This is a genomic window from Alsobacter sp. SYSU BS001988 (assembly GCF_054796215.1).
The window spans coordinates 524,671-543,576 of the sequence record NZ_JBTAMK010000002.1 but is presented as its reverse complement, the minus strand read 5'-3'; the positions used below and the strand labels follow the sequence as shown (position 1 = coordinate 543,576).

Genomic DNA, 18,906 nt, shown 5'->3' with positions numbered 1-18,906 from the left:
GACGGAATGGCTCACGGATTGGTCTCTTCGTTGATCCACTGGCGCAGGATGGTGGCGGTGCCGGCCGGGTTCTCCTTGACGATCTCGCCGATCCGTTCGACCGAGCGCGCCTGGACCTGGCCCTGGACGCGGGCGATGTCGAGCATGCGGCCGGCCTCGGTCTCCTCGAAGGCCGGGATGGGGAGCTGGGCGGGCGCGCCAGGGGCGCCGGCGGCGCGCGCGCCGGATGCGCCTGCGCTGGCGTCGGCCAGCTGCAGCTGCGGCTTCAGCGGCGCCATGATGGTGCGCACCAGCGGGCGCACCACCACCAGCGTGACGATCAGCACCATGAAGAACAGGACGGTCATCTCCAGCCCGCGCATGATGTCGTCGCGGGTCGGTGTCAGCAGCGCCATGAAGCCGGTCGGGGGCGCGGCCTGGGCTATCGGCGGCGCCTCGGCGAAGCGCAGGTTGACGACCTCGATCTGGTCGCCGCGCTTGCCGTCGAAGCCGATCGAGGAGCGCACCAGGGCGGCGATCCGATCGAGCTCCTCCTGCGGGCGGGGCTGGTAGGAGATCTCGCCGGTCGGGCTGCGCGTGTAGGAGCCGTCCACCAGCACGGCCACCGAGAGCCGCTTCACCCGGCCGCCCTCGACGACCTCGGTGCGGGTGGTGCGGGAGATCTCGTAGTTGACGATCTCCTCCGACTTGCTCGACGCGTCCTTCTGCGTGCCGTTGGCGTCCTTGCCGGCGCCGGGCAGCTCGTTGCCGACGGTGACCTGGCCGTCCTTGGACTCCGTGGTGGCCTGGTTCTCGTTGCGGGTCTGGGTGGAGCGGACGACCCGGCTCTCGGGATCGAAGCTCTCGGATGTCTGCTGGACGCGGTTGACGTCGATGTCGGCGGCGATCTGGATGCGGGTGCGGCCCTGGCCGACGACGCTCGCCACGATGTCCTCGACCTGCAGGCGCAAGCGCCGCTCATAGGCCTGCTGCTTCTCGTCGACGGCGGCCGAGCCGTTCACGTCGCCCTTGGCGCCGTCGGCGAGCAGGCGGCCGCGCTCGTCCACGATGGAGATCCGGTCGGGCTTCATGCCCTCCACGGCCGAGGCGACGAGATGGCGGATGGCCCGGACCTGGCCGGAGTCGAGCTCGCCCGTCACCTTCAGGGCGATGGAGGCGCTCGGGGCCTCGCGGTCGCGCTCGAACAGCTTGCGCTCGGGGATCACCAGGTGGACGCGCGCGGACTGGACCTTGGACAACGACCGGATGGTGCGGGCGAGTTCGCCCTCCAGGGCGCGCAAGGCGTTCACGCCCTGTACGAAGCTCGTCGACGAGAAGGCGTCGCCCTTGTCGAAGATCTCGTAGCCGACGCTGCCCCCGGCGGGCACGCCCTTGCTGGCGAGCTCCATGCGCAGCTTGGGGATGTCGGCCTTGGCGACCGAGATCGCCCGCCCATCTTCGCGCAGTTCGTATTTGATCGCGCGCTGGTCGAGGTCTTTCGTGATGGCGCTGGAATCCTCGACGCTCAGGTCGGCGTACAGGACCCCCATCGCGGGCTGGGTGACCCGCATGATCACGAAGGCGAAGAACCCCACCAGCGCAAGGGTCACCGCCCCCATGGCGGCGACGCGCGCAGGTCCCAGCTTGTTCAGAAAATCTACGAGGCCCTGCAAGCCTTTACCCCGACATCACGCCCAGCCCTGAGGCGACGGCCTCCGGCTAGGCAATAATTGCCCGGCATAGGGTTAGCGCCCGGTTAATGGCGGTTCGGCGGGCTGCGGATCGAGCAAAATGAAAAGCGCCGGACGATGCCGGCGCTTCCTGGGTGCGGGGACGGTCAGTGGCGGTATTGCTGGATCCGGGTGGTCCGCAGTCCGGCGAGGCCATGCTCGTCGATCGAAGCCTGCCAGGACAGGAACTCCTCCACGGTGAGGGTGTACCTGTTGCAGGCTTCCTCAAGGCTGAGCAGCCCACCGCGCACCGCGGCCACCACCTCGGCCTTGCGGCGGATCACCCAACGTCTCGTGTTCGAGGGTGGCAGATCCGCGATCGTCAGCGGGCTGCCGTCCGGGCCGATCACGTATTTCGCCCGCGGGCGGTAGGTCTCGGTCATTGATACGCTCACACAACACAACTCGACTGACCAGTGTCGGGAATGAGCATAGGGAGCTTCCGCTTAAAATTTGCCTAAGCGCAACCTGCGGTTTTTGACCACCGCACATCCGACGCGAATCACGACTTGCGCATGCTCTTGACCCGGTCGATCGGGACGGAGACCGCGCCGATCTTCAGGGTGGGGATGTCGGTGGTCAGGTCCACCCCGTCGACGACGCCCTCGATCTGGGTCGTGACCGCGACCGCGGCGCCGGACGTGTCGGTGGCGGTCACCGAGATGGTGAAGTCGCCGTCGTTCTGGGGCGCGCCGCTGTTGCTGGTCCCGTTCCACTTGAAGGGCTGGGATCCGGAGCTGAGGCTGCGGCTCTCGGTGTAGATCGCGTCGCCCGCCTTGTTCCTGATCGTGATCGTCGCCTGCGCGGCCTTGGGCGAGTTCAGCGTCCAGGTGGCGGAGCCGCGCGACAGGTGGGCGGTCGCGCCGTCCGCCGTGACCGTGGCGCCGACGAAGCCGAGCGCATTGACGGCGGTCGTCGACTTGGTGGCCGAGAGCAGGCTGGTGAGCTGCGTGTTCGTCTTGATCTGCTGCTCGACCGAGGCGAACTGCACCAGCTGCTGGGTGAACTGGTTGGTGTCCAGCGGATCGAGCGGGTTCTGGTTCTTCAGCTGCGTGGTGAGCAGCATGAGGAACTGGTCGAAATTGTTCGCCAGGGTCGTCCGGTCCGTGGTCGAGCCGCTCGACGTCGCGCCGGACGAGGCGGAAGTGGTTCCGGTGACGGTCGCCATGATGTCGGCTCCAAGCCTGTTCAGATCCGGATGTCGAGCCCACCCGCGCCGGTCCGGATGGAGCGGAGGGCGGCGGCGAGATCCGGCGGCAGCGGGTCGGCCTCCTGCGCGGAGTCGGACGCGCCGCGATGCGAGGGGGCGTCCCGGCCGGTCCTGTCCTGGCCGCCGGGATTGCTGTTGAGCGAGAATTGCAGGCCGGAGTCCGAGGTCTTCAGCCCGGCCTGCTCGAAGGCGCGCTCCAGCGTCTTGGCGTCGCGCTGGAGCAGGTTCAGCGTTTCGACCCGGTCGACGACCAGCTGAGCCGAGACGGCGCCGTCGCCGTCGATGTCCAGCTTGACGTCCACGCGGCCGTATTCCTCGGGATGGAGGCGGATCTGGAAGCTCTGGCCGCCCTGCAGCGCCCGCATGCCGATCTCGATTGGGAGCGCCGAGAGAGGCACGGGCGCGGAAGTCGGCGAGGCGGCGGCGCGGGGGTCCTGGGGGGCGGCGAGGGCGGCGGCCGGGTCCTGCGCGCGCGCCGCGGCCGGCGCTGAGACGTCGCTCACCAGGGCCTGGAAAGTCGCCGCGGCCTGCGAGGCGGCCTCGGGCTTCTCGGTCCGCCGGGGCTCGGGGCTTTCGGCGGCGCGCGCCTTGTCAGAGGGCGCAGCGGCTTCGACGGCGGCGCGACGGGGGTCCGCGGCGGGCTTCCCGGCCGTGGGCCCGCCCTGGGAGGGCGAGGCGGGAGCGTCCAGCCCGGCGGGGGCGGCCAGCGCCGCGTCCTTGGCGGCGGGCTTCGGCGTTTGCGGAGCCGAGGGATTGGGGTCCTGCTCCGCCGCGTCGCCGTCGGAGGGGGCGTCCCCCTCGGCGAGCGCGGCCTTCAGGGCCTCGGCGAGGCCTCCTTCGGCGGGAGCGGCCTGCGCGGCGTCGGCCGCTGTCTCGGAGTCGGCGGTCTGCGCCGCCGCGACGGCGGCTCCGCGCGGGCCGGGCCTGGCCGCGACGGGCTGTCCCGACGCGTCCTTCGCGACAGGCGGGCCAGCGGTCGCCTGGGCGGTCGCCGCCACGGCTGCGCCCACGCCGGCCTGCGGGGCCGCGGCCGCCTGGGCGGCGGCGGAGGGCTGGGGCTGGGGCTGGGCCGGCTGGTCGGCGACGACCGGGGCGGGAACGGGCGGAACGAGCGGCTGGCCGCCCGCATTGGCCGCCGCGGAAGCTTCGGGCGGGACGGCGGTCGGGTCGGGCGCCCCGGCGTCGGGCGCAGCGTCGGGCTCCGCCTCCAAGGTCGCCTCGGCGTCGCCCAGGTCCGGCGCAGCCGCGGCCTGCGCGGCGATGACGGGGTCGCGCGGCGCGTCCTGCGGGGTCGCGGGGCCGACCGCGCCGGGAGCGTCGCGCTCCGGCGCGGCGTCGCTGCGGTCGGAGCCCGGGCGGGCCGGGCGCGCGGCGTCGCCGCGGCCGGCCGGCTGGGTCCGGGCCGCCGGCTTGGCGTCGGCCTGCGCGGCGCGGTCCTGCGCGTCGGCGGCGGCGACCTGCGCGGCGAAGTCCGCCCCGGAGGACGGCGGCGCGGCGCGGGACGGCGCCGTCGAGGGCCTCGAAGCGGCTGCCGGGCTGTGGGGCGTGCGGGCGAGAGATGCGGACATGGTGCTCGTCGAGAGAGTGGCACCGTTCCCGCTGCAATCGCCGGGCCAGCCCGCCGGCCATGAAATCGCCAATGAATCGAGCCACTTCGCTTTACGGCCGATCGCCCGGCGCCGGACATGTCTTGCCGCGGCGGCAGCTTTTGCCGGGCCGCGGCGCGCTGCTGGCCCCGTCGGGCGCGAGGCTGTAGAATGACCGCAATGGAGCCGGGACCTTCTCCCGGCCGAGATCTCGGTGCAGACGCCCATGCTGAACAGCCTGGATCTTCCGGGCCGACCGGAAGAGACGCGCGTCGTCGTCGCCATGTCGGGCGGCGTCGATTCCTCTGTAGTGGCCGCCATCCTGAAACAGGAAGGCTACGACGTGGTGGGCGTCACCCTGCAGCTCTACGACCATGGGGACGCGGCGCACCGCGCCGGCTCGTGCTGCGCCGGGCAGGACATCCACGACGCGCGCCGGGTGGCGGAGCTGCTGGGGATCCCGCATTACGTGCTCGATTATGAGAGCCGATTCCGGCGCGAGGTGATCGACCGCTTCGTCGACAGCTACATGATCGGCGAGACGCCGGTGCCCTGCATCGAGTGCAACCGCAAGATCAAGTTCCGCGACCTGCTCGACACCGCCCGCGAACTGGGCGCGCAGGCGCTCGCCACCGGGCACTACGTGTCCAGCCGGGCGCTGCCGGACGGCCGCCGGGCGCTGCACCGCGCCGCCGATCCGGAGCGGGACCAGAGCTATTTCCTCTACGCCACGACGCCCGAGCAGCTGGCCATGCTGCGTTTCCCGCTGGGCGGCGTCGACAAGGCTCGGACCCGCGAGCTGGCCCGGCGCTACGGGCTTTCGGTGGCCGAGAAGTCCGACAGCCAGGACATCTGCTTCGTTCCCACGGGGCGCTACACCGACATCATCGCCAAGCTGAAGCCGCAGGCGGCCGAGCCGGGCGAGATCCGGCATGTGGACGGCCGGGTTCTGGGCGCGCATCACGGGGTGATGAATTTCACCGTGGGGCAGCGCAAGGGGCTCGGGGTCGCCACCGGGGAGCCGCTCTACGTGGTGCGGATCGAGGCCGAGCACGCGCGCGTGGTCGTGGGTCCGCGCGAGGCGCTGGCCACCCGCTCGGTGGCGCTGCGCGAGGTGAACTGGCTGGGCGACCAGCCGCTGGAGGCGCTTCCGGAGGACGGAACCGAGATCGCCGTCAGGGTGCGGTCCACGCGCGACCCGCAGCCGGCGCTGCTGCGCCGCCAGGGCGGGGAGCTCGCGGTCGATCTCCTCGCCGGCGAATACGGGGTCTCGCCGGGGCAGGCCTGCGTGTTCTACGACAGCGTCGCGCCGGGCGCGCGGGTGCTGGGCGGCGGCGTGATCCGCAGCGCCGCCCGGGACGCCGCCGTCGCGCCGGCCCGCCCGGCCCTGGCCGCCGTCGCGCGCGGCTGAGCGGTGGGAGAGCTCGACAACAAGGCCGTCGAAGCCGCCTATGCGCGCTGGGCCCCGGTCTACGACCTCGCCTTCACGGCCGTGATGGCGCCGGGGCGCAAGGCGGCCGCGGCCGCCTCGGAGCGGCCCGGAGGCGTGATCCTGGACGTCGGCGTGGGCACCGGGCTGGAGCTGCCGCTCTGGAGCCCGGCCACGACCGTGGTGGGCGTCGACCTGTCGGAGCCCATGCTGCGCAAGGCGCAGGAGCGGGTGGCCGAGAAGGGCCTCGCCCATGTGGCGGGGCTGTGCGTGATGGACGCGACCCGGCTCGCCTTCCCGGACGGCGCCTTCGAGGCGGTGGTCGCGCCCTATGTGATGACGGTGGTTCCCGATCCGCACGGGACGCTGGATGAGTTCGCCCGCGTGCTGAAGCCGGGCGGCGAGATCGTGCTCGTCAACCATGTGGGCGCCGAGACGGGCCTGCGCGCCTGGGGCGAGAACTGGCTCGCCCGGCGCAGCGCCAGCCTGGGATGGCGGCCCGAATTCCCCTTCGCGATCATCGGCGACTGGATCGACCGCACGCCCGGGATGCGGCTGGTCGAGCGCCGGGCGCTGCCGCCGCTGGACCTGTTCACGTTGGTCCGGATCGCCAAGGCGGCCGGGTGAGGCGGGTGGGGGAAAGCATGTCGAAACTGATCGTCCTCACGGACCTCCACATGACGCCGGAGGGCGTCTCGATCATCGGCCTCGACCCGCTGCGGCGTCTCGAGGCCGCCGTGGCGCACATCAACCGCCGCCATCCGGACGCCGAGCGGGTGATCGTGGCCGGCGACCTGACGCATCGCGGCGATGCGGCGTCCTATGCGCGGGTGCGGGGCGCTCTGGCGCGCCTCGCCGTTCCGGTCAGCCTGATGATCGGCAATCACGACGATCGGGCCGCCTTCCAGGCGGCGTTCCCGGAGGCGGCGCGCGACGCGGACGGCTTCGTCCAGGAGGCGCTGACGATCGGCGGCTACAGGCTGCTGCTGCTCGACACCGTGATGGATCGGGGTCCGGCGGGGGCGCTCTGCGCGCGGCGCATGGCCTGGCTCGGGCGCGAGCTCGACGCGGCGGGCGGCGCGCCGGCGGCGATCTTCATGCACCACCCGCCGCACGCCACCGGCTTCGCCGGCATGGACGCCATCGCGCTGCAGAACGGCGACGCCTTCTACGCCGCGCTGGCGGGGCGGCCCAACATCCGGCAGATCGTGGCCGGCCATGTCCACCGCACCATCAGCGGCTCGCATCGCGGCGTGCCGTTCTGCGTGTTCAAGAGCCCGGTGCACCAGCAGCCGATGGATCTCGACGCGCGCGACACGTCGCTGTCGGTCGACGAGCCGGGCGCGTACGGCATCCTGCTGCTCGGCCCGCACGGGGTCGTGGTCCACACCGACGATTACGAGCTGTCGCAGGAGCCGGGGACGGCGTGACGGCTGGACGGGCCCGGCTGCATCCATAGCATGGCGTCGGGCGTTCCGGTGACGGGCCTGCGGCCCGCCATCTCACCCGTTCCGGCCGGAGGTCGCCAGCGTGAAGGCCTATATCGTCGAAGCCAAGCTCGCGGGAGCGCAGTCGCCCGTGCCGACCTACCACCTCGTCACGGCTCAAGATCCCGACGAGGCGGTGAGGCTGGTGCAGGAGGAGATGGCCCTGTTCGACGAGGGCGTCACCCTGCTGGACGAGCTGTCGCCCGGCGAAGCCCAGGCCGCGCATGTCGATCTTTCGACCGCGGCCTACCGGCGGCGCTGGACGCTCGCATCCCGCGGCGAGCGCTGAGGCCGCCCGGGCCGCTGGGTCAACCGGCCTGGGGGGCGACGGCGTAGTCGGCGTCGGAGACCTGTTCGAGCCAGGTCACATGCGCGCCGTCGAGGGCTTCCTGCATGGCCAGATGCGTCATGCCGGTCGCGGGCGCGGCCCCGTGCCAGTGCTTCTCGCCGGGCGGGATCCAGACCACGTCGCCCGGCCGGATCTCGCGGACCGGGCCGCCCTCCGACTGCACCCGGCCGACGCCGGCCAGCACCCAGAGGGTCTGGCCGAGCGGATGGGTGTGCCAGGCCGTGCGGGCGCCGGGCTCGAAGGAGACGCGGGCCGCCCTGATGCGGGCGGGCGCCGGCGCCTCGATGACGGGATCCTGCCAGACGACGCCCGTGAAGGCGTCGGCGGGGGCGCGGCGGGTGGGGACGCCGCCGGCGTGACGTATTTCCATGGAGCGCTCCTCGTGCCGCGGCATCATGCCCCGGCGCGGGGCCGAGCGCCATCGGGGCGGAGCGGTTCGTTCTAGCGCGAGCCGATGAAGGTCTTGACCCGCCGCTCGATGGCGTGCTGCTCGATCATCGCGGCTTCCGGCTGGGCGATGAAGCGGCCCATCGGCAGCACGGCTTCGAGCTTCTGGCGCAGCGCCTCGGCGGTGAACGGCTTGAGGATGTAGGCGTCCGCGCCGCGATAGCGGGCGACCTCGACATGCTTGGCGTCGAGGCTGGCCGTCATCAGGATGAAGGGCGTCTCGGCCATCTCCTCGGGCATCTCGCGCAGCCCGCGCAGGAGGTGGAAGCCGTCATGCGGCTCCATCTGCAGGTCGCAGATCACGACCCCGAAGGAGCGCTGGTGCAGCAGCGTAAAGGCCGTGGCGGCGTCCGGCGCGTCGACGACGTTGTCGATCTCCAGCGTCTGCAGGATGCGCTTGACGACGGTCCTCATGGTGGAGCTGTCGTCGACCACCAGAACGGTTCCGGCCCGCTCTGCGAGGCTGAAGCTCTGAGACACCGAAGCCTGCAGTTCTGCGCGCACCGTCATCTCATCGTTTTGCTACCAGAAGTTGTACCATGAGGCGCCCTGCCTAACGCTTCGTTAATGCGGCGGCCTCGCTGGGCGGGGAGCTTGAAAAGCATCAAGCCGGACGCGCGGAACCTGGGGCTCCCGCGCCCGTTGCCCTGAGGGCAAGGAGGACGCCATGGCGACAGGATCGAAGACCCCGGACCAGCGGACCGGCGCCGACTCGCTTCCGGCCGAGCGGGCCGCCGATCGGCCGGAGGGCCAGCGCCCCCAGGGCCGCGACGACGCTCGCGCGCTTCATCCGGCCGGCCCGCACGCGTCGCCGGAGTTGACCGACGAGGAGAAGACGCCCGGCGCGGGCGCGCTGCCCGACGTGAAGTCGGGCGAGACCGACCCGGGGTCCGGCTGAGCCCGGCCCGCCGCCGTCAGGCGTGCAGCAGGGCGGGAGCCTCGTCCGCGGCGCATTCGGCCAGTAGCCAGCCTTCGACGGCCAGCGCGTTCTCGACCATCTCGGTGGCGATGAGCGCCGCCTTGGCGTGGCCGGACCCCATCGCGCGGGAGATCGCCCCCAGGGTGGACGCCCAGTGAAGGCAGCGCCGCTCGGCGTCCGTCAGCGCCGCGATCAGATCGACCACGTCGCGCGCGGTGCGCAGCACGCGCCGGCGCCGCGCGCCGCCGAATCGAAACTGCAGGGTCCAGGCGAGATCGACGTCGCGAGGCATGGCGGTCCCCCTTTTTACCAAGGCGAAGCAGACCGAGCATCGGGCGTGCCACGCGCCCGGACCGTACGCCGGCGCACGTCCTTCGCGGGCGTCCCGGAGCGGGCCCCGAGGCCTCTCCGGGGGACCGTAAACAAGTCGTCACGAGGATGAGCCCGCCTTAACCCCGCGTTAACCATCCTGCTCTCAGATCAAGGTGCGAAAGGGAATCTTAACCGTGACGATTGCAACGCCCCCCCGACAGTCCATCCGTTTCCGTGGCCGTTCCTTCCTGGCGCTGGTCCTGGCTCCGGAAGCGCCGGTCGCTGACTGGCTGGTCGAGTTCGACGCCTGGGCGCTGCAGTCTCCGGGCTTCTTCATCGGCCGGCCAGTCGTGCTCGACGTCTCGGGGCTCAGCCTCGACGCGGAGGCGCTGCGCAAGCTGGTCGAAGAACTCGCCGAGCGCAATGTGCGCTTGATGGGCATCGAGGGCGCGGAGCCCGGCCTTGCGGCCGACGGCCTGCCGCCCTGCCTGACCGGCGGCAAGACCACGGGCGTCGCCGAGGTGCTGGACGCCCAGGCGCGGGCGCCGGATGCGGCGCCGCCGGCCGTCAAGGCGCAGGACGCGCTCATCATCGACGGGGCGGTCCGCTCCGGCCAGGTCATCATCCATCCCCAGGGCGACGTCATCGTCACCGGCTCGGTCGGGTCCGGCGCGGAGATCGTGGCCGGGGGCTCCATCCACGTCTACGGGACGCTGCGGGGCCGCGCCATCGCGGGCACCACCGGGGCGGCCAAGGCCCGCATCTTCTGCCGGAAAATGGAAGCTGAACTTGTCGCCCTGGACGGCCTCTACAAGGTCGCCGACGCGATAAGGCCCGAACTCCGTGGCCGCGCCGTCCAGGCCTGGCTCGATGGGGACGCCATCATGATGGCGGCGATGGACTGACGCATTCCGAGAACCAGCGTAAGCCGGCGACGCGCGCCGGCCAGAGACACAGTTGAGGAGGACGGACGGAAATGGCCAAGGTCTTGGTCGTCACTTCAGGCAAAGGGGGCGTCGGCAAGACGACCTCCACAGCAGCGCTGGGCGCCGCCCTGGCGCAGAGCGGACAGAACGTGGTCGTCGTCGACTTCGACGTCGGGCTGCGCAACCTCGACCTCGTGATGGGGGCCGAGCGCCGGGTCGTCTACGACCTCATCAACGTGGTGCAGGGCGACGCCAAGCTGCCGCAGGCGCTGATCCGCGACAAGCGGCTCGAGAACCTCCATCTGCTGCCCGCGTCGCAGACGCGCGACAAGGACGCCCTCACCGAGGAAGGCGTCGCCAAGGTCATGGAAGACCTGCGCGCCAAGTTCGACTGGGTGATCTGCGACAGCCCCGCCGGCATCGAGCGGGGCGCGTGGCTCGCCATGCGGCATGCGGACCTCGCGGTCGTGGTCACCAATCCCGAAGTGTCCTCCGTGCGCGACTCCGACCGGATCATCGGCCTGCTCGACTCCAAGACCCTGAAGGCCGAGAAGGGAGAGCGGATCGACAAGCACCTGCTGCTCACCCGGTACGACACCGCCCGGGCCGAGCGCGGCGAGATGCTGAAGGTCGACGACGTGCTCGAGATCCTCTCGATCCCGCTGCTCGGCATCATTCCGGAGAGCCAGGAGGTGCTTCGCGCCTCGAATCTGGGCACCCCCGTGACCCTTTCGAACCCTGCGAGCACGCCCGCCCGCGCCTATGCGGACGCAGCCAAGCGCCTGATGGGGGAGAGCATCACGATGTCGGTTCCCCAGAACCGGCGCAGCCTGTTCGGCAAGCTGTTCGGAAGGAAAGCCGCATGAGCCTCTTGCAGTTCTTCAGCCGCCGCGGCTCCGCGCCTGTCGCCAGGGACAGACTGCAGATCCTCCTCGCCCATGAACGCGCGATGGTCGGCCAGAACGACCTCGTCGGGGTGCTGCGAGAGGAGATCCTGGCGGTCATCGCCAAGCACGTGCAGGTCGAGCCCGACAAGGTGCGGGTCAAGATGGAACGGGGCGACGCGATCTCCACCCTCGAGGTGGAAGTCGACATCCCCACCCAGGCGCGGGTGCGCATCGCGCTCTCGGCCTGAGTCCGGCGATTCCGGTCGACGAGGGCGGACGCATCGATGCGGCCGCCTTTTTCGTTTCGGAGCCTGGGATCAGATTTGCAGGCTCTTCTCGCGGGCCTGCTGCTTGCGCTGGGCCTCGCGGGAGTGCAGGGCGAGCGCGAGCTCCAGGACGCCGCCGGCGCCCAGGCGCTCGGGATCGAGCGCCGTCAGGCCGCGCCGGCGCAGAAGGGACGTCATCTCGTCGAGCCAGAGCGTGGCGCCCATGGCCCAATCGGTGAAGGCCCTGACCGGCTGACGGCTGGAATCCAGCAGCACGAGGTCGCCGCGGCGACGGTCCTGTCCGATGCGGGCGTAGGTGGACTCGACGGCCTCCGGTTCGCCCTCCAGCACCTGCGCGAAGATGCGGTCGTCGAAGACCATGTAGCCGGTGACGCCGCTGCGCCGATTGTTCCGGATGGAGACGTCCAGGATCTGCTTGATGGCCTGGAAACCCTCGCGCGGCGGAATCCGGCGGTGGGAGTAATAGATCAGTCTGCTCAGCGGCATGCGTCTCGCCCGTGATTGCGCCCCAGGCAACGCTGCCGGCCAGCCCTGAACAATCGCTTAATCTTCGCCTCGCGCCGCAATCACAGCGCGAGGCTTGCTCGTATCCGGTGCGCTAGCGCTTCTTTCCGGTCGGGCTCACGCCGCAGCCGCTGCAGATGCTTCCGACGGCGCGGTTGTCGTCGGCGTCGCGCGCCTTCTGGACCTGCGACGGGCGGTCCACCGGGGCGATGCCGTTGGACTTCATCTCCGCCGAGCGCGGAGCCGGCTGCTTGCCGGTCTTGGCCTTGCAGTCGGCGATGATCTTGGCGGTGAAATTGCTCGGATTGGCGAGGACGTCGCCGCAGACGTCGCCTGCGCCGGCGCTGCGCGAGGCCGGCCCGTTCACGCCCGGTCCCGCCTGGGTCCCGGCCGGGTTGGCGGCGTTGACGGGGCCGCTGTTCACGGCTCCCGCATTGGTCTGGCCGGAGCCGGCGTTCGCGCCCGTGGGCCCGCCCGAGAGGGCCCCGCCCTGCGGCCCGCCCGTATTGGCCGGGGAGGCGTCGGGGGCGGTCGCGCCCGAGGAGGTGGGCTGGCCGGTCCCGCGCGCCGGGGCCGGGCCGGTCGCCTGACCGGTGCCGGACAAGGCCGTGCCGGGAGGCGCGGTGATGGAGCCGGGTCCGCCGCCTGCCGCGCCGGTGCCCGAGGCGCCGGTCGAAAGTCCCGACCCGGAGGCCCCGCCGACGCCGCCTGCGGCGCCTCCCGAAACGCCGCCGGAGCTGGCCCCGCCGCTCGACGAGCCTCCCCCGGCGGATCCGCCGCCCGAGGATCCGCCTCCTCCGCCGCCGCTCTGGGCGAGGGCCGGCGAGGCGGCGGCGAGGATGCCCAGCGCGCAGCCGAGCCACAGGGTGGGGAGACGGGCGCTCCGCCGTTGCGGGAGGCGATCCTGGTGACGTGCGGCCATGGCGGGCCCTCTCTGAAAGCGGGGTTCAGGGGGACAACGCGGGCTGGGCCCGTCAGTTTCGCCGCTCCGGCGGGCGTCTCAGGCCATGGCCTCGGGGGCGGGCGGCCACAGGCCGTTTTCGACGTCCTCGGCGAAGATGGCGCGGGCGAACAGCGCCGCGTCGCGCTGGACGCGGTGGGCGCGCAGGAAGGCGGCCCCGGACACGGTCTCGTCCGGATATTCGGTGATGAGCTGCAGCCGGCAGGGCTGCTCGGGCCGTTCGACCAGCGCGCAGGCGATCCCGTTCAGCACCGGGACCCCGACCTCGCCGGCATGCGCCGCATAAGCGGCGAGTTCGGCGCTGTTGAACGCCATCAGGTCCGCGTCTGACGCGAAGCGGGCCGTCAGCCGCTCCAGGAACGAGCGGCCATAGGCCTGCAGCCCGGGCCGGACGCGCAGGATGAGGAAGAAGCCCTTCGGGATCGACCATGCCTCGAAACCGCGCGGCGCATAGCCGCTCAGCGGCCGCGTCCACTCATGAGCGGGGTAGCCGTGCAGGTTGACGTGGAGGTCCGCGCCGGTGAGCCGCAGCGCTTCCTTCCGGGCCTCGGCCTCATAGAAGGGCGGCGCCGACCGGTATTCGAGATCGTCGCCGAGCGCCGTGTAGCGGGCCGCGTGGTGCATGTGGGACGGGTTGCGGGCGATGAGCGACTGGTGGAGCGCATATCCGTCCGGGTTCTCGACCGGGATCAGGGCGAAGGCCGCCCCCTGCCGGGCGAGCTCCCGGGCGGCCCGCAGCGCGCCGACCACGCCCGAGGTCTCGTTGGCGTGCTGGCCGCCGGTGATCAGGACCGGGGGGCCCTCGCCCGCGACGACGACGCCGCGCACCGGCCGGCCCTGCCGCGAGCGGGCCAGCAGGGCGCGGCCGCCGAACTGCGCGAGGGAGCCCGCCACGGCGGCCGGAGGCGGCGCCTGCGCGGCGTCGTCGGCCACCGGCTCGGCCGCGGCGTCCGGCGGCGGAGGCTCGTGGGGGAGCGTCTCGACCCGCACCGTCGTGTCGCCCTCGGCGGCGAAGACGTCGGGCGCGATCTGCCCCGGCCGCAGGCGGCGGTCGCCGTCGGGAAGGCCGGCGCGGCGGATGAATCGCTCCAGGAGGGAGAAATAGAGGTCCTCGTGCAGGCCCTCGCGTGTGCTCATGAGCTCGTCGAGGACCGGCAGGGGCCGTTCGACCCCGCCGATGCCGACGGCGATGCGCAACCTGTCGAAATAGGGCTGCGCGTCGCCCCAGGGATGGGCGTCGACCGCCGCCATCGCGGCCGCGAAGGCGGCTTCGAGGTCGCTCTCCACCGGCTCGTCGCGGTCTGGCGCGCCGCCGGGAGCGCGCCTGATCCGCAGCCATCCGGCAGGCGACAGCGCCGGCCGGCCGAGCGCATCGGGCCGCACCCGGTTCGGCGCGAAGACGCGGCGGCTCTCGCGGCGGCCGTCCCGAAAGACGACGTCGAGGCGATAGTCGAGGCCGGCGTCGCCCGGCTCCATCGTGAGCGGGACGTCGCCCGCCAGGGCGGCCAGCGGGTAGGCCTCCATGCGGAAGCGCGCCGGAGCGGCGTCCGGATGGACCGGGTAGCGCAGCGCCAGGGATGCGGCCTCGGCGAGGTCGAGCTCCTCCAGGACGTGGTGCACGAGCGGCTTGTAGGCGCTGCGAAAGCGCGCCGCGACGCCGCCGGCGGCCAGCTGCGCCTCGGCGGCGGCCCGGGCGGCCGCGTCCTCGAAGACCCAGGCCTCGACGTCGGCGCCGGCGAGGCCCGCCCCCGCCAGCCGCTCGACCAGGCGGTCGATCGTGCGGGGGATGCGCAGGTCGAGCAGCACCGCCATGCGGGATCAGCCCCGGGGACAGACCCAGAAGGACTCGCGCGGGAACTCCAGCCAGTGGTCGCCGCCGGCGATGCGCGCGCCGGAGAAGATGCGCACCGTGACGTCGCCCTTGCGGAAGAGCAGCTCGTAGCGCTCGCCCAGATACATCTCCGCCGTGAGCGTCATGCGGATGCGGTTCGGCCCGGGGCCGTCGGCCACCCGCACGCGCTCCAGCCGGATGACCCCATAGGCGTCGTCGCCCTCGGCGATCGGGCCGCAGGGCACGCCCTCCAGGCGCTCGTCGCCAAACAGGAGCGACGCCGCGCCCGGCGCCACGCTCACGGCCTTGCCGGGCAGGCGGTTGTTGGCGCCCATGAACTCGGCCGCGAAGAGCGTCGCCGGGCTGCCATACATCTCTTCCGGAGTGCCCTGCTGCTCGACCACGCCGCCGTTGAGCAGCAGGATGCGGTCGGCGAGCGCCATCGCCTCGACCTGGTCGTGGGTGACGCACAGCGCCGACAGGCCGAGCTCGCTGATGAGCTGGCGCAGCCACACGCGAGCCTCCTCGCGCAGCTTGGCGTCGAGGTTGGAGAGCGGCTCGTCGAGCAGGATCACCGGCGGCTCATAGACGAGCGCGCGGGCCAGCGCGACGCGCTGCTGCTGGCCGCCCGAGAGCTGGTGCGGGAAGCGGGCGCCCAGATGGCCGATGCCGATGCTCTCCAGCGCCCGGGCGACGCGGGTCTTGATCTGCGCGCCGGCGACGCCGCGCAGCTTCAGCGGGTAGGCGACGTTGTCGTACACGGTCTTGTGCGGCCACAGCGCGTAGCTCTGGAAGACGAGGCCGAGGCCTCGCTCCTCGGGCGGCAGGTTGATGTCCTTGGCGCCGTCGAAGAGGGTCTTGCCCGCGATGGCGATGCGGCCCGCATAGGGCTGCTCAAGGCCGGCCACGCAGCGCAGCAGCGTGGTCTTGCCGGAGCCGGACGGACCCAGCAGGGCGACGATCTGGCCCTTTTCGACCGACAGCGAGACGCCCTTGAGGATGTCGACGTCGCCGTAGCTCAGCTTGACGTTATCGATGACGAGGTCAGCCATGGAGGCGCACTCCCAGACGCAGGGCGAGGCCGAGGCCCACCGAGATGATGAGGATGTTGATGACGGCGAGCGCCGAGACGAGATCGATGGCGCCGGTGCCCCACAGCGACACCATGAGCGAGCCGATCACCTCGGTGCCGGGACCCAGCAGATAGATGCCGGTGGAGTATTCGCGGGCGAAGATCAGGAAGATCAGCAGCCAGGCCGCCAGCATGCCGGACTTGACCAGCGGGACCGTGATGTCGCGCGCGACCCGGCCCTGCGTGCCGCCGACGGAGCGGCCCGCCTCCTCCAGCTCGGAGCCGATCTGCAGCATGGTGCCGGCGACGAGGCGCGTCCCATAGGCGAGCCACACGACCGTGTAGGCCAGCCAGATCGACACCAGCGTCGCGCGCAGCGGCTGCAGCGGGGGCAGGAACAGGAACAGCCACAGCATGGCGAGGCCCGCGACGAGGCCCGGCATGGCGCGCGGGATCATCACCAGATAGTCGGCGATGCGCGTCCAGCCCGAGCGCCAGCGGTGCATGGCGAGCGCGACGGCGGTGTAGCAGGCCACCGAGAGGGCGCCGCCGATGGCGCCGATCAGGATGGTGTTGACGATGGCGTGGATGGCGTTCGGGTAGTCCACGAGGTCGCGGTAATGCGCCAGCGTGAGCACCTCGGCGAGGCGCACGCCCTCGCCCCAGGTGGTCACGAAGGAGCGCAGCAGGATGCCGAACACCGGGATGCCGACCGTCGCCACGAACCACAGCATGATGATCGCGAAGGCCGGCCAGCGCAGCGCGCCCAGCCGCAGCGGCGCGCGCTTGGCGGCCTTGCCGCGCACCGAGACGTATTTGTTGGACTGAGCCAGCAGCCGGCGCTGCAGATAGACCAGCGGAATGGCGATCAGGATGATGGCGACCACCACCACGGCCATCAGCTGGTAGGACGGCACGCCGAGCTTGTTGGTGAGCTTGTACAGGTAGGTGGCGAGCACCAGGATGCCCTTGGGATCGCCCAGCACCAGCGGCAGGCCGAACAGCTCGAAGCCGAGGAAGAAGATCAGCACGGCGGCGTAGAGCACGGCCGGGGTCACCATCGGCAGGCTGACCGTCAGGGCCACCCGCAGGGGCGACGCGCCGGTCGTGCGGGCGGCCTCCTCGAGGTCGGCGCCCAGGTTCTGCAGCGCCGCCGAGGTGTAGAGATAGACGTGCGGCACATGCGTAAGGCCGGCGATGATGGTGATCGCCGTGACCGAGTAGATGCTCCACGGCACCGTGCCGATCATGCCCTTCACGAAAGTGGAGAAGATGCCGACCGGCCCCAGCGCCACCACGTACCCGAAGGCGAGCACCACGGCCGACATGAAGATCGGCACGAGCACCAGCGGCTCGAGGAACGTCTTGCCGGGCACGTCCGTGCGGGCGAGCAGAAAGGCCAGCACCACGCCGAGCGGGATCGAGATCGCCGTCATCCCGGCGGCCACGATGATGGACGTCTTCAGGGCGTCCCAGAAGTCGTCGTCCTCCAGCACGAACTGAAAGGCGTCGAGGCTGAAGTGGACGTTGGGCGTGAAGAATGGCCCGTCCAGGAAGCTCTGATAGATGATCAGCCCGATGGGGGCGAGCACCGCCGACGCCATGATGGCCAGCGTGGCGAAGCGGAAGACGGCGAAGGGCATGGCGGTTCTCCCGGCGCAGGTCTCGGCGCTGCGCCCAGCACCCTCCCCTGGAGGGAGCGGGTCGACGGCCAAAGGCCGGCGGGGTGGGGTGGCCCGCGCCCGGCGAGGGCGCGAGCGATCCGACTGTCTTGGCTCCGGCGGCGGCGTTCAACTCACCCCGCCGCTCGGCGGCGACCCTCCCCCTTGCGGGGAGGGTGCGTGGCGGCTTCTCCTCAGACGCCTCAGTTGCCCTTGAGGGCCGCCTGCCACTGCTTCAGGAACTTGAGGCGCTTCACGGTGTCGAGGTTCGACGCCAGGTCGGCGTTGATCTGGATCGGCCGGATGGCGTTCCCGACCTGCTCCTTGACCTTGGCGACGGTCGCCTCGCCCTGCACGTCGTCGCGCAGCGAGTAGAGCTCGGCCTGGTTGGCGATGATGGTCTGGCCGCGCTTCGACAGCATGTAGTCGAGGAAGAGCTTGCCGGCGTTCGGGTTCTTGGCCTTGCTGGACAGGAACGCCACGCGCGAGGCGATCAGCGTGTAGTCCTTGGGCAGCACGATGCCGATATTCGCGTCCTTCTTGGAGCGCGACAGGGCGTAGGAGCCGAACACGCCGTAGCCGATGAGGTGCTCGCCCGAGGTGACGCGCTCCAGCATGGCGCCCGCGGAGGTGTAGAGCTTGATTTCGGTCTTGCCGAAGGCCTTGAACAGGTCCCAGGCCTGCTTGAAGGCGAGGTCGTCCTGCGTGAAGAACAGGTAGCCGACGCCCGAGCGCTCGGGATCATAGGCGGTGACCTTGCCCTTGTAGGCGTCGGGCTTGGCGGTGAGGAGCTTCAGCAGGTCCTCGTGGCTCTTCGGCACGTCCTCGGCCGGGACGAGGCGCTTGTTGTAGATGAAGGCGACGGGCTCGTAGGTGACCCCGTAGGCGCTGTCCTTGTAGTTGGCCCAGGACGGGATGGCGGCGGCCTCGGGCGTCTTGTAGGCGGCGCCGTAGCCGTCGTTGACGAGCTTGATCTGCAGGTCCTGCGCGGAGGACCAGGTCACGTCCGCGGTGCCCTGGCCGGCGGCGGCCTCGGCGATGAAGCGGTTGTAGAGCTCGGTGGAGTTGAGGTCGTTGTACTCGACCTTGAGGCCGTAGAGCGCCTCGAAGTCCTTCACCAGGAAGTTGGCCGCGGCGGCGTCGGTCGTGCCGTACACCACGACCTTGCCTTCCTTCTTGGCGGCCTCGATCGTGGCGGCGTAGTCGGCCGGGTATCCCTGCGGGACCTGCGCGGCGGCGACGCCGGCGGTGAGCGCGAGGGCCAGGCCCGACGCGAGCGGAAGGGCGAGCTTCGTCATCTCTTGTCTCCTTGAGCTTCCTATCCGGGAT

At 71.4% G+C, this 18,906-nt stretch carries 21 protein-coding genes; 8 read left to right on the top strand and 13 right to left on the bottom strand.

Translation table 11 applies throughout. The features are described from left to right. Positions 1–11 precede the first annotated feature (11 nt). The 4 genes from fliF to ACYVO7_RS06590 all read right to left on the bottom strand — a co-directional run bounded on the left by fliF (position 12) and on the right by ACYVO7_RS06590 (position 4,487). Entirely contained in the window at positions 12–1,652 is a 1,641-nt protein-coding gene (fliF, locus tag ACYVO7_RS06605; protein WP_460449025.1) for a flagellar basal-body MS-ring/collar protein FliF, read from the bottom strand. A 164-nt stretch (positions 1,653–1,816) separates the two neighbouring features. Beyond that, positions 1,817–2,092: a CtrA inhibitor SciP gene (sciP, locus tag ACYVO7_RS06600; RefSeq protein ID WP_460449024.1), complete on the bottom strand. Its 276-nt coding sequence runs from the start codon at positions 2,090–2,092 to the stop codon at positions 1,817–1,819. 119 nt (positions 2,093–2,211) lie between these two features. Further along, positions 2,212–2,877, bottom strand: a complete 666-nt coding sequence (locus ACYVO7_RS06595) for a flagellar hook assembly protein FlgD (protein ID WP_460449023.1) — start codon at positions 2,875–2,877, stop codon at positions 2,212–2,214. A gap of 20 nt (positions 2,878–2,897) precedes the next feature. After that, positions 2,898–4,487, bottom strand: a complete 1,590-nt coding sequence (locus ACYVO7_RS06590; protein WP_460449022.1) for a flagellar hook-length control protein FliK — start codon at positions 4,485–4,487, stop codon at positions 2,898–2,900. 244 nt (positions 4,488–4,731) lie between these two features. Here ACYVO7_RS06590 and mnmA point away from each other — a divergent pair, with 244 nt between their 5' ends. The 4 genes from mnmA to ACYVO7_RS06570 all read left to right on the top strand — a co-directional run bounded on the left by mnmA (position 4,732) and on the right by ACYVO7_RS06570 (position 7,710). Further along, on the top strand, positions 4,732–5,916 hold the full coding sequence (gene mnmA, locus ACYVO7_RS06585) for a tRNA 2-thiouridine(34) synthase MnmA (RefSeq protein WP_460449021.1): 1,185 nt from the start codon (positions 4,732–4,734) through the stop codon (positions 5,914–5,916). 3 nt (positions 5,917–5,919) lie between these two features. Further along, positions 5,920–6,561, top strand: a complete 642-nt coding sequence (locus tag ACYVO7_RS06580) for a class I SAM-dependent methyltransferase (RefSeq protein ID WP_460449020.1) — start codon at positions 5,920–5,922, stop codon at positions 6,559–6,561. Positions 6,562–6,578: 17 nt separating this feature from the next. Next, the gene (gene spdA / locus ACYVO7_RS06575; protein ID WP_460449019.1) at positions 6,579–7,364 is read left to right on the top strand and encodes a 2', 3'cyclic nucleotide phosphodiesterase SpdA; all 786 of its coding nucleotides are present in this window, start codon (positions 6,579–6,581) and stop codon (positions 7,362–7,364) included. A gap of 100 nt (positions 7,365–7,464) precedes the next feature. Further along, on the top strand, positions 7,465–7,710 hold the full coding sequence (locus ACYVO7_RS06570; RefSeq protein WP_460449018.1) for a hypothetical protein: 246 nt from the start codon (positions 7,465–7,467) through the stop codon (positions 7,708–7,710). Positions 7,711–7,729: 19 nt separating this feature from the next. Here ACYVO7_RS06570 and ACYVO7_RS06565 read toward each other — a convergent pair whose 3' ends face one another. Both ACYVO7_RS06565 and ACYVO7_RS06560 read right to left on the bottom strand, forming a co-directional pair. Further along, positions 7,730–8,140, bottom strand: coding sequence for a (R)-mandelonitrile lyase (locus ACYVO7_RS06565; protein WP_460449017.1), 411 nt, complete (start codon positions 8,138–8,140; stop codon positions 7,730–7,732). Positions 8,141–8,211: 71 nt separating this feature from the next. Beyond that, entirely contained in the window at positions 8,212–8,721 is a 510-nt protein-coding gene (locus tag ACYVO7_RS06560; protein ID WP_460449016.1) for a response regulator, read from the bottom strand. Positions 8,722–8,884: 163 nt separating this feature from the next. Here ACYVO7_RS06560 and ACYVO7_RS06555 point away from each other — a divergent pair, with 163 nt between their 5' ends. Continuing rightward, a complete protein-coding gene (locus ACYVO7_RS06555) occupies positions 8,885–9,115 on the top strand; it encodes a hypothetical protein (protein ID WP_460449015.1) in 231 nt (76 codons plus the stop codon). A gap of 16 nt (positions 9,116–9,131) precedes the next feature. Here the strand turns inward: ACYVO7_RS06555 and ACYVO7_RS06550 are convergent, their stop codons facing one another. Next, positions 9,132–9,428, bottom strand: a complete 297-nt coding sequence (locus ACYVO7_RS06550) for a hypothetical protein (RefSeq protein ID WP_460449014.1) — start codon at positions 9,426–9,428, stop codon at positions 9,132–9,134. Between the two features lie 214 nt (positions 9,429–9,642). Between ACYVO7_RS06550 and minC the strand changes: the two genes are divergently transcribed. The 3 genes from minC (at position 9,643) to minE (ending at position 11,509) form a co-directional block, all read left to right on the top strand. After that, positions 9,643–10,353, top strand: a complete 711-nt coding sequence (gene minC, locus ACYVO7_RS06545) for a septum site-determining protein MinC (RefSeq protein ID WP_460449013.1) — start codon at positions 9,643–9,645, stop codon at positions 10,351–10,353. A gap of 71 nt (positions 10,354–10,424) precedes the next feature. After that, positions 10,425–11,240 (top strand): septum site-determining protein MinD, encoded by an 816-nt coding sequence (gene minD / locus ACYVO7_RS06540; RefSeq protein WP_460449012.1) that lies wholly within the window; start codon positions 10,425–10,427, stop codon positions 11,238–11,240. Continuing rightward, positions 11,237–11,509 (top strand): cell division topological specificity factor MinE, encoded by a 273-nt coding sequence (gene minE, locus ACYVO7_RS06535; RefSeq protein ID WP_406854566.1) that lies wholly within the window; start codon positions 11,237–11,239, stop codon positions 11,507–11,509. Before minD ends, minE begins: the two co-directional genes overlap by 4 nt. A gap of 69 nt (positions 11,510–11,578) precedes the next feature. On the opposite strand, the gene ACYVO7_RS06530 is transcribed toward minE, so the two are convergent. The 6 genes from ACYVO7_RS06530 to ACYVO7_RS06505 form a co-directional block, all read right to left on the bottom strand. Further along, positions 11,579–12,034, bottom strand: coding sequence for a BLUF domain-containing protein (locus ACYVO7_RS06530; protein ID WP_460449011.1), 456 nt, complete (start codon positions 12,032–12,034; stop codon positions 11,579–11,581). A gap of 112 nt (positions 12,035–12,146) precedes the next feature. Further along, entirely contained in the window at positions 12,147–12,974 is an 828-nt protein-coding gene (locus tag ACYVO7_RS06525; protein ID WP_460449010.1) for a hypothetical protein, read from the bottom strand. A gap of 78 nt (positions 12,975–13,052) precedes the next feature. Beyond that, complete coding sequence (locus tag ACYVO7_RS06520) at positions 13,053–14,825, bottom strand: M14 family zinc carboxypeptidase (protein ID WP_460449009.1); 1,773 nt, start codon at positions 14,823–14,825, stop codon at positions 13,053–13,055. 6 nt (positions 14,826–14,831) lie between these two features. Beyond that, positions 14,832–15,896, bottom strand: coding sequence for an ABC transporter ATP-binding protein (locus tag ACYVO7_RS06515; RefSeq protein ID WP_460449008.1), 1,065 nt, complete (start codon positions 15,894–15,896; stop codon positions 14,832–14,834). After that, positions 15,889–17,559, bottom strand: coding sequence for an ABC transporter permease (locus ACYVO7_RS06510; RefSeq protein WP_460449007.1), 1,671 nt, complete (start codon positions 17,557–17,559; stop codon positions 15,889–15,891). The genes ACYVO7_RS06515 and ACYVO7_RS06510 overlap by 8 nt, the downstream gene beginning before the upstream one ends. 221 nt (positions 17,560–17,780) lie before the next feature. Continuing rightward, entirely contained in the window at positions 17,781–18,875 is a 1,095-nt protein-coding gene (locus tag ACYVO7_RS06505) for an ABC transporter substrate-binding protein (RefSeq protein ID WP_460449006.1), read from the bottom strand. Positions 18,876–18,906 lie beyond the last annotated feature (31 nt).

Bases quoted from the DNA above. Each gene is read 5' to 3' on its own strand.
- ACYVO7_RS06510 (WP_460449007.1), bottom strand. From the start codon at position 17,559: ATGCCCTTCGCCGTCTTCCGCTTCGCCACGCTGGCCATCATGGCGTCG.
- ACYVO7_RS06505 (WP_460449006.1), bottom strand. From the start codon at position 18,875: ATGACGAAGCTCGCCCTTCCGCTCGCGTCGGGCCTGGCCCTCGCGCTC.
- minD (WP_460449012.1), top strand. From the start codon at position 10,425: ATGGCCAAGGTCTTGGTCGTCACTTCAGGCAAAGGGGGCGTCGGCAAG.
- ACYVO7_RS06550 (WP_460449014.1), bottom strand. From the start codon at position 9,428: ATGCCTCGCGACGTCGATCTCGCCTGGACCCTGCAGTTTCGATTCGGC.
- ACYVO7_RS06565 (WP_460449017.1), bottom strand. From the start codon at position 8,140: ATGGAAATACGTCACGCCGGCGGCGTCCCCACCCGCCGCGCCCCCGCC.
- sciP (WP_460449024.1), bottom strand. From the start codon at position 2,092: ATGACCGAGACCTACCGCCCGCGGGCGAAATACGTGATCGGCCCGGAC.
- ACYVO7_RS06520 (WP_460449009.1), bottom strand. From the start codon at position 14,825: ATGGCGGTGCTGCTCGACCTGCGCATCCCCCGCACGATCGACCGCCTG.
- minE (WP_406854566.1), top strand. From the start codon at position 11,237: ATGAGCCTCTTGCAGTTCTTCAGCCGCCGCGGCTCCGCGCCTGTCGCC.
- spdA (WP_460449019.1), top strand. From the start codon at position 6,579: ATGTCGAAACTGATCGTCCTCACGGACCTCCACATGACGCCGGAGGGC.
- ACYVO7_RS06530 (WP_460449011.1), bottom strand. From the start codon at position 12,034: ATGCCGCTGAGCAGACTGATCTATTACTCCCACCGCCGGATTCCGCCG.
- mnmA (WP_460449021.1), top strand. From the start codon at position 4,732: ATGCTGAACAGCCTGGATCTTCCGGGCCGACCGGAAGAGACGCGCGTC.
- ACYVO7_RS06595 (WP_460449023.1), bottom strand. From the start codon at position 2,877: ATGGCGACCGTCACCGGAACCACTTCCGCCTCGTCCGGCGCGACGTCG.
- ACYVO7_RS06555 (WP_460449015.1), top strand. From the start codon at position 8,885: ATGGCGACAGGATCGAAGACCCCGGACCAGCGGACCGGCGCCGACTCG.
- ACYVO7_RS06590 (WP_460449022.1), bottom strand. From the start codon at position 4,487: ATGTCCGCATCTCTCGCCCGCACGCCCCACAGCCCGGCAGCCGCTTCG.
- ACYVO7_RS06525 (WP_460449010.1), bottom strand. From the start codon at position 12,974: ATGGCCGCACGTCACCAGGATCGCCTCCCGCAACGGCGGAGCGCCCGT.
- ACYVO7_RS06515 (WP_460449008.1), bottom strand. From the start codon at position 15,896: ATGGCTGACCTCGTCATCGATAACGTCAAGCTGAGCTACGGCGACGTC.